At 35.1% G+C, this 13,109-nt stretch carries 12 protein-coding genes; 7 read left to right on the forward strand and 5 right to left on the reverse strand.

Annotation, left to right across the window (positions count from 1 at the left end; translation table 11 throughout):
* Positions 1-84 precede the first annotated feature (84 nt).
* Together C8N41_RS00090 and C8N41_RS00095 are read left to right on the forward strand one after the other, a co-directional pair.
* On the forward strand, positions 85-546 hold the full coding sequence (locus tag C8N41_RS00090) for a hypothetical protein (RefSeq protein ID WP_115837612.1): 462 nt from the start codon (positions 85-87) through the stop codon (positions 544-546).
* Between the two features lie 106 nt (positions 547-652).
* Entirely contained in the window at positions 653-1,003 is a 351-nt protein-coding gene (locus C8N41_RS00095) for a hypothetical protein (protein ID WP_092446695.1), read from the forward strand.
* A 51-nt stretch (positions 1,004-1,054) separates the two neighbouring features.
* Here the strand turns inward: C8N41_RS00095 and hemL are convergent, their stop codons facing one another.
* From hemL to C8N41_RS00110, 3 genes are read right to left on the reverse strand one after another with little or no spacing between them, the layout of a single operon-like run.
* The gene (hemL, locus tag C8N41_RS00100) at positions 1,055-2,341 is read right to left on the reverse strand and encodes a glutamate-1-semialdehyde 2,1-aminomutase (RefSeq protein WP_115837614.1); all 1,287 of its coding nucleotides are present in this window, start codon (positions 2,339-2,341) and stop codon (positions 1,055-1,057) included.
* A gap of 3 nt (positions 2,342-2,344) precedes the next feature.
* The gene (locus tag C8N41_RS00105) at positions 2,345-3,178 is read right to left on the reverse strand and encodes a glucosaminidase domain-containing protein (RefSeq protein WP_115837616.1); all 834 of its coding nucleotides are present in this window, start codon (positions 3,176-3,178) and stop codon (positions 2,345-2,347) included.
* Between the two features lie 3 nt (positions 3,179-3,181).
* Positions 3,182-4,087 (reverse strand): 1-aminocyclopropane-1-carboxylate deaminase/D-cysteine desulfhydrase, encoded by a 906-nt coding sequence (locus C8N41_RS00110; protein ID WP_115837618.1) that lies wholly within the window; start codon positions 4,085-4,087, stop codon positions 3,182-3,184.
* A 424-nt stretch (positions 4,088-4,511) separates the two neighbouring features.
* On the opposite strand from C8N41_RS00110, the gene C8N41_RS16840 reads away from it, so the two are divergent.
* The 5 genes from C8N41_RS16840 (at position 4,512) to C8N41_RS00135 (ending at position 9,568) form a co-directional block, all read left to right on the forward strand.
* A complete protein-coding gene (locus tag C8N41_RS16840; protein ID WP_170137065.1) occupies positions 4,512-4,673 on the forward strand; it encodes a DUF5522 domain-containing protein in 162 nt (53 codons plus the stop codon).
* The gene (locus C8N41_RS00120; RefSeq protein WP_115837620.1) at positions 4,673-6,673 is read left to right on the forward strand and encodes a urocanate hydratase; all 2,001 of its coding nucleotides are present in this window, start codon (positions 4,673-4,675) and stop codon (positions 6,671-6,673) included. Before C8N41_RS16840 ends, C8N41_RS00120 begins: the two co-directional genes overlap by 1 nt.
* 15 nt (positions 6,674-6,688) lie before the next feature.
* On the forward strand, positions 6,689-7,237 hold the full coding sequence (locus C8N41_RS00125) for a DUF4136 domain-containing protein (protein ID WP_115837622.1): 549 nt from the start codon (positions 6,689-6,691) through the stop codon (positions 7,235-7,237).
* A gap of 123 nt (positions 7,238-7,360) precedes the next feature.
* The gene (locus tag C8N41_RS00130; protein ID WP_115837624.1) at positions 7,361-9,262 is read left to right on the forward strand and encodes a SulP family inorganic anion transporter; all 1,902 of its coding nucleotides are present in this window, start codon (positions 7,361-7,363) and stop codon (positions 9,260-9,262) included.
* Positions 9,263-9,376: 114 nt separating this feature from the next.
* On the forward strand, positions 9,377-9,568 hold the full coding sequence (locus tag C8N41_RS00135) for a cold-shock protein (protein ID WP_020895249.1): 192 nt from the start codon (positions 9,377-9,379) through the stop codon (positions 9,566-9,568).
* 100 nt (positions 9,569-9,668) lie between these two features.
* Here C8N41_RS00135 and C8N41_RS00140 read toward each other — a convergent pair whose 3' ends face one another.
* Both C8N41_RS00140 and C8N41_RS00145 read right to left on the reverse strand, forming a co-directional pair.
* Positions 9,669-11,762 carry an alpha-ketoacid dehydrogenase subunit alpha/beta gene (locus tag C8N41_RS00140; RefSeq protein WP_115837625.1) on the reverse strand — a complete coding sequence of 698 codons (2,094 nt, stop codon included), beginning with the start codon at positions 11,760-11,762 and terminating at the stop codon, positions 9,669-9,671.
* A gap of 180 nt (positions 11,763-11,942) precedes the next feature.
* Complete coding sequence (locus tag C8N41_RS00145) at positions 11,943-13,010, reverse strand: branched-chain amino acid aminotransferase (RefSeq protein ID WP_115837627.1); 1,068 nt, start codon at positions 13,008-13,010, stop codon at positions 11,943-11,945.
* Positions 13,011-13,109 lie beyond the last annotated feature (99 nt).

Below are 13,109 nucleotides of genomic sequence, written 5' to 3' on the forward strand. Positions count from 1 at the left end.
TAAAATAGCTGTTAAAACTAAAAACGGCATTAAACCAATCTTACAGTGTTAGGTCTAAACAGTATAACACAAAATTTGAAAGACATGAAAAAATTATTAGTAATCGCTATTGCTTTATTTACATTAAATGGCATGGCACAGCAAAGAGAAAAACGATCAGATCGTAAAGACAGATCAGAAATGAGAATGGATATATCACCTAACGATATTGCCGATTTAAAATCTAAAAAACTCACTTTAAAATTAGACTTAACTGAAGCGCAGCAAAAAAAAGTACACGCACTCATCTTAGAAGAAGCCAAAGCCAACGAAAAATTTAGATTGGAACGCTTAGCGAATAAAGATGAGAACAAAGAAAAACCTTCAAAGGAAGACTTTATAAAAATGCAAAATCTAAGATTAGATCAGCAGATTGAAATGAAGCGAAAAATGAAAACAATCTTAAGCGCAGAGCAATATGCAGAATTTGAAAAAATGAAGCCTAGAGATCACAAAAAAAGAGGTCAGCGCAATAAAAAACGAAATAAGCAAGACGACCAAGAATAAAAATTGAATTGGATTTTAAAAGAAAAAGTATCGCTTAGACGATACTTTTTCTTTTTATTGAATAAAATTGTTACATTAGTGTCCAATTTTAAATTATTAATCCATAATGAAAAAGATAATTACACTTTGCTTATTTGTATTTGCTTTATTTTTAGGAACTCAAACAACTGTAGCTCAAAACAGTAAATTAGAGATGATAAAAACGGTAAATGCTGAAGCTGCTGAAAAAACTGAGGCCTTAAGAAAGTTCGTTAAATTTGATAACCAACAAAGAGATCAAATCTATGAGGCACAACAAGAATTTATCCGCGACAATTATTTAATTGAAAAACAAAATGTAGCTGATAAAAACGCGACTAAAAAAATAGAAGCTATAGCAAAGCAATTAGAAACTAAAATGCAAAACATTTTAAGCGACGATCAATACGAGCGTTACAAACAATTTCTTAGAAGCTAAATAAAGTATTATATATAAAAAAAGTCTCGCTAAATGCGAGACTTTTTTTATTTAGAGATCTTTTGCAATGGCTTCAACAGCCGCTATCGTTTCGTTTAAATCTTCATAGGTTAAGGCATCTGTAATAAACCAGGTTTCGAACGCACTTGGTGCTATATAAATTCCTTTATTTAGCATACCATGAAAAAACCGCTTAAAAGTATCATTATTTCCTTGAGCAGCCGTATCAAAATCGACCACCTGATTTTCTGAAAAATGAACAGATATCATAGAGCCTATTCTATTGATTGTATGGATCACGTTGTGCTTATTAAGCGCCTCTGAAATACCGCGATGAAGATATGCAGTTTTTTCCTCTAATCTTTGCATTAAACCAGCATCTGTTTTAATGGTTTTAAGCATAGCCAATCCTGCTGCCATAGCAAGTGGATTTCCACTCAAAGTTCCGGCTTGATATACAGGTCCTATTGGAGCCAGGTAATCCATAATTTCATTTCTTGCTGCAAATGCACCTACAGGCAAACCGCCACCAACAACTTTACCAAAACAAACAATATCTGCGTGTATGCCTTTTAGTTGCTGAACACCACCATTTGCCAATCTAAAACCTGTCATAACCTCATCAAATATTAATAAGATATTGTGCTCATCGCACAATGTTCTTAGACCTTCTAAAAAGCCTTTAACCGGCGGAATACACCCCATGTTACCTGCAACAGGTTCTATGATAATTGCTGCTATTTCATCTTTATTAGATGCAAGTAATGTTCTCACATTTTCTAGGTCATTAAAACGTGCTAATAGCGTGTCTTTTGCTGTTCCTTGAGTAACACCTGGACTATTAGGCGTTCCGAATGTAACAGCACCACTTCCGGCAGCTATTAAAAACGAATCGCTATGACCATGGTAGCAACCCGCAAATTTTATAATCTTATCCTTTTTAGTAAACCCTCTGGCCAATCTAATGGCACTCATACAAGCTTCTGTACCAGAATTTACAAATCTTATCTTATCAATATTTGGAACCATAGAAACCGCTAACTCTGCAATTTCTGTTTCAATCGCTGTTGGCATACCAAAAGAAGTTCCTTGTTTTGCTTTTTCAATAACAGCTTCTACAACTGGCTGAAATGCATGACCAAGCAACATCGGTCCCCAAGAATTAATATAATCTATATAACGATTACCATCTTCATCATAGACGTAAGCCCCTTTTGCCGATTTTGCAAAAATTGGTGTACCACCTACTGCATTAAAAGCTCTTACAGGCGAATTTACACCACCAGGTATAACCTCTTGCGCTTCTTTAAACAACGCACTACTTCTTTGATATAACATAAATTAATTAGGAATAATAAGTTCTTGACCAATCGTAAGGTCGTTTGATTTTAAATTGTTCGTTGCTTTAATCTCAGCAACTGTTGTTTTGTATAACCTAGAAAGTGAGTATAATGTGTCACCCTTAACAACAAGGTGTTTTTTAGAAATATTTTTCTTTACGCCTTCTATTATAGTTGTGGATTTCCTAGTTGATTTAGATTGAGCCCCATTAAGCACCTCATCATCGTATTGATAAAGTTTATACCGCTCTATTAAACTGATTAACTTTTCAGGATATTTTCTATCAGTAGCATAACCTGCAGCTCTTAATCCTTTTGCCCAACTTTTATAATCATCTGGTTTAAGATCAAATAAACCTGCGTAACGTTTTCTTCCTGTCAAAAATTCTGAATGATCTTCATAAGACATTTCTGCTCTAGGATATTTCCTAAAACATTCTTGAGAACGATCATCATCGTGGTAAATCTTGGCTCCAGTCCAACCATGACATTTAATCCCAAAATGATTATTGGCCTTAACGGCTAAACGTCCTTTCCCAGATCCAGATTCTAAAATACCTTGGGCCAGTGTAATACTTGCCGGAATTTTATGGGTTTTCATTTTATCTTTTGCAATTTCGGCATACAAGCTAATGTAAACCTCAACACTACTCGGTGGTTTACTTTCTGTTATAACAGGCGTACTAATCTCGGGCTTTTTTTCAGCTTCCTTCGTCTCTTTTACTACAACTGTTTTATTAGAACTGTTGCGTTTCTTCTTGGTTACAATCCCTTTTTTGGGACCACAACTCATCGCTAATACTGCAATTAATAAAATTAAATATCTAAACTTCATAAGTTATACTTCAATTAAGGGGCTTTTTTTTCGTTTCAACATCTCATTCATACCTGCAATCCCTTGTAAACCTCCAGTATGAATAGCTAGTATTTTTGAATTTTCAGGAAAATAGCCATTAGCAATCCTATCGAATATACCAAATAGCATTTTACCTGTATAAATTGGGTCTAATGGAATATTGTGATTTTTTTTAAACGTATTAATAAACGAAATCAATTCTGGCTTTATTTTACCGTAACCACCAAAATGATAATCCGTTATTAATTTCCAATTATCTCGATTTGCAAATTTACGAATATCTTCTTGTAAAAAATCACCTTTCAAAGCTGGAAAACCTAATATTTTCTGATGCTCCTTTGACGCATTGATTAATCCTGCAATTGTTCCTCCGGTTCCAACAGCACAACAAACGTAATCATACGAATAATCTATAGGTTGCAAAATTTCTTCACAACCTTTAACCGCTAAATTATTAGTTCCTCCTTCGGGCAACATGTAAAACGCCCCAAACTCATCTTTTAAAAGACTTAAAAACTCAGAATGTGTTTTCTTTTTATAATCATCTCTAGATACAAATTTAAGTTGCATCCCATTTAATTTTGCAAATTGTAATGTAGGATTAAGATGCTTTTTTAAACGTAATTCTTCACCTCTAATAATACCTATAGTAGGCACTCCATGTTCCTTTCCTGCAAATGCAACTGCCGCAATATGATTTGAAAACGCTCCACCAAAAGTTAATATAGGTCGTAAACGCGTAGTTTTAGCTTGCTTAATATTATACTTTAATTTTCTAAACTTGTTACCCGAAACAAAAGGATGTATTAAATCTTCACGCTTAATTACAAGTTCTATAGAAGAATTGGGAATATTAACTTTCTGATTGTATATTGGATCTTGAAACAAACTCTTTTTACGGTAAAAATAAGTAACCTTAACAATAGATAAAACTTTCTATTAAAAATACGATAGAAAATTCCAGTAAGGCCTCGATTTTAAATAGCCCTTATCACTTTCGTTATCATAAGCTTCCCGTTCAAAAGATATATGCCTATATGCTATTGACCACTTTTTATATTGCATTAATCGAATCATAAATTCTAAGACATACAGCAAATAAAAAGGAAGAACTAATAATTCTATTTGTTGTTGCAAATGAATTTTTTCATGATTAACAAGTCTCCTATTACCTATTAAATCCCTTGACCTTAAGAACATAAACGGAAATATCGTTATTCCTAAATATCCTCTTGGTACTATGTATTTTGAAATCAATATCATACCGTATTCGTTTCAAAAATCAAACCAAATTACATTATCTTTGTTTCATATGAAAAAATACGTCCCAATTGAAGACGGTGACTACTACCTAACACCAGAAGGCTATCGTTGTTTTACAGAACAATACCATCTAAAACGTGGCTATTGTTGTGAGAGCGGTTGCAGACATTGTCCATATGGATTTAATAAAAATACATTAAAACAGAAGTAATGCAGACTACACATCCCTCTTTTAAAGACCAAATATTAGAAGGCATTCCAGATATATTACCAGAACCTAAGTCTTATGATGCTTCAATAAATCATGCACCTAAGCGGAAATCAATTCTCTCTACTGAAGAAGAAAAATTAGCACTTAGAAATGCTTTAAGATATTTTGATAAAAAAGATCATAAGACCTTAGCTCAAGAATTTAAGCACGAACTGGATACGTATGGTCGTATTTATATGTACCGACTACGACCAGACTATAGAATGTATGCTAGACCAATTTCAGAATATCCTGCAAAATCAAAGCAAGCAGCAGCGATTATGTTAATGATTCAGAATAATCTTGATTATGCAGTTGCACAACATCCACATGAGTTAATTACCTATGGTGGTAATGGTGCTGTATTTTCAAATTGGGCACAATACAGACTTACTATGAAGTATTTGGCTGAAATGAATGATGAACAAACCTTAGTAATGTACTCTGGTCACCCAATGGGCTTGTTTCCTTCTCACAAAGAAGCACCAAGAGTAGTGGTAACTAACGGTATGATGATTCCTAACTACTCTCAACCAGATGACTGGGAGAAATTTAATGCTTTAGGAGTTACGCAATACGGACAAATGACTGCAGGAAGTTACATGTACATTGGACCGCAAGGTATAGTTCATGGCACCACAATCACAGTACTAAACGGTTTTAGAAAAATAAAGAAAGACCCCAAAGGTCATCTATTTGTTACTTCAGGATTAGGTGGTATGTCGGGAGCGCAACCAAAAGCAGGAAATATCGCAGGTTGTATTACTGTTTGTGCGGAAGTGAATCCAAAAATTACCCAAGTCCGATTGGATCAAGGTTGGATCGATGAAAAAATAACAGATTTAGACCAACTTGTTAATCGGGTAAATCAAGCTAAAGCTAATAAAGAAACCATATCCATTGCCTATTTAGGAAACGTTGTAGATGTATGGGAAAAGTTTGATGAGGCTAATATTCATATCGACTTAGGTAGTGATCAAACCTCGTTACACAATCCTTGGGCTGGTGGTTACTATCCAGTTGGTATTTCCTTTGAAGAGGCTAACAATATGATGGCTAATAATCCTGAACGTTTTAAAACGAATGTACAAGACTCCTTAAAGCGACACACTGATGCTATAAATAAACACACAGCAAAAGGTACTTATTTCTTTGATTATGGTAATGCCTTCTTGCTCGAAGCTTCACGTGCTGGTGCAGATATTATGGCTGAAAACGGTATTGATTTTAGATACCCTAGCTATGTACAAGATATTATGGGACCTATGTGTTTTGATTATGGTTTTGGTCCATTTCGCTGGGTATGTGCTTCAGGAAAAGCAGATGACTTAGCTAAAACAGATGAAATTGCCTGTAAGGTATTAGAGGACATAAAGCAGAATTCACCTGAAGAAATTCAGCAACAAATGGCTGACAATATTCAATGGATAAAAGGAGCTCAAGATAATAAACTTGTTGTCGGTTCTCAAGCAAGAATCTTATATGCGGATGCCGAAGGTCGTATGAAAATAGCAGAAGCATTTAACAAAGCCATTAGTAATGGAGATATAGGAACTGTTATTTTAGGAAGAGATCACCACGATGTTTCAGGAACCGATTCTCCATATCGAGAGACGAGCAATATTTATGATGGATCGCGCTTTACAGCAGATATGGCGATTCAAAATGTCATAGGTGATAGCTTTAGAGGAGCTACTTGGGTCAGCATCCATAACGGAGGAGGCGTTGGCTGGGGAGAAGTTATAAATGGTGGTTTTGGTATGGTTCTTGATGGAAGTAAGGAAGCATCTAAACGATTAAAACAAATGTTATTTTGGGATGTCAATAACGGAATCTCAAGACGAAGTTGGGCTAGAAACGATGGAGCTGTTTTTGCAATAAAACGTGCTATGGAAATTGAACCTAACTTAAAAGTAACCTTGCCAAATTTCGTTGATGATAGATTATTAGATAACGTTTAACAAAAAACAATCAGTATGAAAAAACTACTCAAATTTACTCCAATGTTTCTATTATTAATAGGATTAGCATCTTGTAGCTCTGTAAGGGTGGCGGCTGATTATGATAGAGAAGCTAATTTTGACAATTATAAAACCTTTGCGTTTTTTAAACCTGGTATAGATAAAGCCGAAATTAACGATATTGATAAACGCAGAATTTTAAGAGCTATTGAAGCAGAATTAATGGCAAAAGGTTATACCAAATCTGAAAACCCAGATATGCTAGTGAGTATATTCACCAAATCAAACCAACGTGTTGATGTTTATAACAATGCTTGGGGCAATGGAGCTTGGGGTTGGGGAGGTTATGGAGGCTGGGGCTGGCGTTCTGGTTGGAATAATAACCAAGTAACCACAACAACAGAAGGTATGTTATTTATAGACCTTATAGACACTGACAAAAAAGAATTAATCTGGCAAGGCTCTGGCACTGGAAATCTTAATTACAATAGTGTTGAGAAAAAAGAATCAAGAATTAAAGAATTTGTATCTAAAATGCTAGAACAATTTCCACCTGAGGAATAACAGTATAACTACAGATTTACAAAGCACTAATTTTAAATTGGTGCTTTTTTTGTTTCATAATACGAAATTTTTAGACCTTAAATCTAAATCATCTATCTTTGCCGACTTTTAAAAGTATATATTATGAAATTTGGGCAAAATACTCTGAAAAACTTTACTCAAAACCCTAAAAATGATATTCTTGCTGGGATTACAGTATCCTTAGCAATGATTCCAGAGGTAGTCGCGTTCGCATTCGTTGCACAAATTAGTCCAATTGTAGCCTTATTTGGAGCATTTATCATTGGACTTATTTCTGCACTATTTGGTGGGCGACCAGGATTAATATCTGGTGCTGCCGGAGCGGTTGCTGTGATTTTTGTTCACATGATACAAGAAGGGCATGCTAAAGGTTTGCTATTTGATCAACCAGTAGAAAACATGGGCTACTTTTATTTGTTAGCTGCTGTAGTCTTAATGGGATTTATTCAAATACTGGCAGGCGTCTTTAAGCTTGGTAAATTCGTTCGTTTAATCCCTCATCCTGTAATGTTGGGCTTTGTAAACGGGTTAGCTATTGTAATTTTCTTGGCACAACTCGGTATGTTCAAAGAAAACTCCAAAGACATCTTCGGTCAGAACATGCGGAATACACAATCTAAAGACTTAGTATATAACGTTAGTGATGGTGCTGTAAAAGACTTAATTTCAGATACTGAAATATTTTCTATAAATGGCAACTCAGTAAAAAACATTAGCACCGGAGAAGAAGTATTTATCATATCAAACAATCAAGTTTTTGATATTGATACAAAACAGGTTGTGTTTAACATAAAAGATAATGGCTTCTATTCTATAAAAGATAATGGTGTAGTAAAATCTACTTTAGAGGGTAAAAAGCTATACATTATGATTAGCTTAGTCTTGCTTACAATGTTTATTATTTGGGGTTTACCCAAATTAACAAAAAAAATGCCAGCAGCATTAACAGCGATATTAATCGTAACGCTCATATCTATATTTGGAGGATTAGAATCTATTAATGTAGGTGATTTTATTCGAGATGGTGGAGGAGCTGGATTAAATGGATTTGATGAACTCTCGAGTAAACTCAATCTCTCTGAACTTTGGAGCCATCTCCCTTTTAATTTAGACACCTTAAAGTTTATAGCACCATATGCCTTTTTAGCGGCTTCGGTAGGCTTGATAGAAACATTAATGACTATGAATCTAGTAGACGAATTAACAGATTCTAGAGGAGATGGTAACCGAGAATGTGTTGCTCAAGGTACTGGAAACATGCTTAGTGGTATATTTGGTGGAACTGGTGGCTGCGGAATGATAGGACAGACAGTAATTAATATAAACGCTGGTGGTAGAGGCCGTTTATCTGGAGTAATGATGGCTCTGACCCTATTAACCTTTATTCTATTTGCAGATAAGTATATTGAACAAGTACCTATCGCTGCATTAGTCGGTGTTATGTTTATGATGGTGATTGAAACGTTTGCGTGGTCTAGTTTTAGAATCATGAAAAAGATTCCAATATCAGATGCCGTTGTACTTGTTATTGTTTCAGTGGTTACTGTTTTCTTTGATTTAGCGATTGCTGTTTTTGTTGGTGTTATCATTTCAGCGCTGTCGTTTGCTTGGGAAAATGCTAAGAAGATTAGAGCTCGAAAACGTATGCAAGATGATGGCACTAAAACATATGAAATATGGGGACCTTTATTCTTTGGAAGTATTACTGCATTCAACGAAAAGTTTGATATTAAAAATGACCCAGATAATGTAGAGATCGACTTTGTAGAAGCTCGTATTTCAGATCATTCGGCTATTGAAGCTATTTTTATTATTGTCGAAAAATACCAAGCGGAAGGCAAAATTATAAAGTTAAAGCACTTAAGCGAAGATTGTAAAATTTTGCTTTACAAAGCTAGTCCTAAATTTAAAGAAGTTATTGTAGATGCTATCGATGACCCTAGATACCATTTAGCTGCTAACCCTGAAAAATTTACCAGACCCTTATCAGAATACAACGTTTAAATTTTATAAACTCAGACTAGAGAGCGAGTTAGAGCTTTTTAAAATAAACACATTAAAATAATTGAAATTCAATTAATTACACTACCTTCGCGACTTAATTTAATATATTTTAATATGAGTACTGGTACAGTAAAATTTTTTAATGACTCTAAAGGTTTTGGATTCATAACAGAAGAAGGAAACAACAAAGAGCATTTTGTACATATTTCTGGTTTAGTCGATGAGATTAGAGAAGGCGATAATGTAGAATTCGATTTAGCAGAAGGAAAAAAAGGATTAAACGCAGTGAATGTAAAAGTTATATAAGTATATATCTTACAATCTTTTTAAGAGCAAAGCCTATCTTTTTAGATAGGCTTTTTTATGCTTTATAATAAAATATGTTTAATTAGTTTTTCTTATAAAACTAATAATTTAAAAGTGCTTCTATCTTAGCCTTCACTTTTTCTGTAGAAGGAATCATGGTTTGTTCTAAAGTTGAATTTAAAGGAATTGCCGGCATGTTTTCACTACCAATTGTCATTACTGGTGCATCTAAATGTTTAAAGCATTCTTCTTGAATTTTTCCAGATAATGCACGTGCAAAACTATTGTTTGAAGGCTCTTCTGTTACAACAAGACACTTTCCTGTTTTTTTAACCGATTTCATGATTGTGTCTTCATCTAGAGGAAATAAGGTGCGTAAATCAATTACTTCTATTTGGTCTTGCAAGCCTAATTGCTCTGATGCGTTCATTGCCCAATGCACGCCCATTCCATAGGTAACAATCGTTAGAGTTTCTACATTTTCTTGTTTCCAAATTTCTTGTAAAACCCAAGCTTTACCGAAAGGTAAAACATAATCTTCACTTGGCTCCACAGAGGTTGCACCTTGTGTTCCTGGTACTTTAGACCAATACAAACCTTTGTGCTCTAAAATAACTACAGGATTAGGATCGTAATAAGCCGCTTTCATTAAACCTTTTAAATCGGCTCCATTACTTGGATACGCTATTTTAATACCACGAATATTTGTAATTACAGATTCAACTGAAGACGAATGATAAGGTCCTCCACTGCCATAAGCACCAATTGGCACTCTAAGAATCATAGAAACCGGCCATTTACCGTTAGATAAATAACAACTTCTACTTACCTCTGTAAATAATTGATTTAAGCCAGGCCAAATATAATCGGCAAACTGAACCTCAACAATTGGTTTTAATCCAACTGCGCTCATACCAACGGTTGAACCAACAATAAAAGCTTCTTGTATTGGTGTATTAAATACGCGGTCGTCTCCAAATTTTTGAGCCAATGTTGCTGCTTCTCTAAAAACACCACCTAATCTGCCACCAACATCTTGACCGTATAGCAAGCATTCTTTATGCTTTTTCATTAATTCTTCTACGGCGAATAATGCACAATCTACCATTACCACTTTATCTGCACCTTCTGGTGAGCGTGTTCCTTTTTCCTCGGTAATTGGTGTTGGTACAAAATCGTTTGTAAATAAATCTTCAGGTTTTGGGTCTTCGGATTTTAAGGCTTTTTCAAAATCTGATTGTACTTTCGCTTTCGCGGAATTTTCTATATCTTCAACGTCTTCTTCTGAAAATCCTGCATCTAATAATTGTTGTTTTATTACTGGATATGGATCACGAGAACGCGCCTCGTCTAAATCGTCTCGATACCATTCCATTCTTACACCAGACGTATGATGATTTAACAATGGTACTTTGGCATGTACTAAAAATGGTCTGCGTTCTGTACGAATGGTTTCTATTACTTTTTCTAGCGCTTGGTAACTTTCTGTAAAGTTAGCACCATCTATTGAAATGGCTTCTAAACCTTTAAAACCTTGAGCATATTCAAAAGCATTTTGCGCTCTAGTCTCTGCTGCATTTGCGCTAATATCCCAACCGTTATCTTGTACTAAATATAAAATTGGCATTTGCTTTAAAGCTGCCATTTGAAACGCTTCTGCTATTTCACCTTCGGTTACAGAGGCGTCGCCTAAAGAACAAACGGTTATTGGATTTAGAGCGTTCTCGACTGCGCTCGAACTGACAGGATCCGATTCTAAACTATAATCATCTAATCCTTGTAATTCTTTATACTTCATTCCCATAGCCACTCCTGTTGCTGGTATGGTTTGCATTCCTGTTGCTGAGGATTGATGTGGTATTTTTGGCTTATCGTCATCCTTTAAACTTGGATGCGAATAGTATGTTCTTCCGCCAGAAAATGGATCGTCTTTTTTTGCTAATAATTGCAACATTAAATCGTAAGGTTCTAAACCAAATGATAATAACATGGCATCATCTCTATAATATGGAAACGCATAATCCTGTGGTAATAACTGCATACCTAAAGCTATTTGGATAGCTTCGTGACCTCTTGATGTAGCGTGTACGTATTTAGAGACTTGCTTAAAATTAGCTTCGTATAATTCTGCCATTGCTTTTGCTGTGCAGAGTTTTGAAAATCCTTTTTTTAGTGTTTCTTTTTTCATATTCATGCCTGCGAAAGCAGGTGTCTATTTTGTTATAATCTCAAAATCAATCTTTTTTTATTAGTATAAAAGATTTTTTTGTTAGCGTTAGTTTGCGTTAGCGATTGATGTGGCATCCTTTTTTGCCATTAAAAGCAAAAAAGATATAACGGAAAGCGCGACCCTTGTGGTAACGCCCAAAATATTTTAAGCTAACTGGTTTTCTACTTTTAGCATCCAACCAAATTTATCTTCTACTTTACCAGTTTTAATGGCGTTTAAAGTGTTGTTAACGTCTAAACCTACTGGACTTTCGTTGGATACGTGTATAACCTCATCGCCTACTCCAATGTCTTGAATGTAAGCAATACCAACGGCTGTTCCTGTTCCAAAGGCTTCTTCTAAGGTTTTATTTTTTGCCGCTTCTTGAATCTCGTCTATAGTTATTGTACGCTCTGTAACCTGATAACCTTTATCTCTTAAAATATCGATTACACTCATGCGCGTGATACCGTCTAATATAGAACCGTCTCGATTTGGTGTGATGAATTTTCCGTCGATTTTAAAGAAAATATTCATGGTTCCAACTTCTTGAATGTATTTGTGCTCGATAGCATCTAACCACAATACTTGATCGAATCCTTTTGCTTTTGCTAATTCTGTTGGACGAATGGCTGCGGCGTAGTTTCCGGCTGCTTTTGCTTCTCCTGTTCCACCATTTACGGCGCGTATATAATGTTTTTCGGCCCACAACCTAATACGCTTACTAAAAAATGGTCCTGCCGGTGAGGCCATGATTATAAACTTATAATGTGTTGCTGCACGCATACCTATAAAGGCTTCATCTGCGTACATAAATGGTCTCAAATAAAGTGCGCTACCATCGGTTGGTGGAATCCAGTTACGCTCTAAATCTACTAATTTTGTTAAGCCTTCTACAAACAAATCTGTTGGGAAATGTGGCATTCCCATACGGTCTGCACTGGTATTTAATCGTGCTGCATTTTTATCTGCTCTAAATAACATTGGGTTTCCGTCTGCATCTACTGTTGCTTTCATACCTTCGAAAATGGCTTGACCGTAGTGCAATGCCATGGCTGCTGGATGCGTAGGAATCATTCCCATTGGTTCTATTCTTGGATTTTCCCAAACACCGTTGTTATAATCACAAATAAACATGTGATCTGTAAAGGTTGTACCTAAAGGAATATTGTTAAAGTCTATGCCTTTAACTTTAGATTCGGTTACTGTGGTTATTGAAATGTTATGTTTCATAATTTTATGCCCACACGAAAGTGGGTATCTCATTAATTAAACTTTATTTTTTATTGTAGATTCCGTATCAAATATGGAATGACAATACTATTTATATTA

The sequence above is a fragment of the Winogradskyella sediminis genome, assembly GCF_003387355.1.
Classification (GTDB): Bacteria; Bacteroidota; Bacteroidia; order Flavobacteriales; family Flavobacteriaceae; genus Winogradskyella; species Winogradskyella sediminis.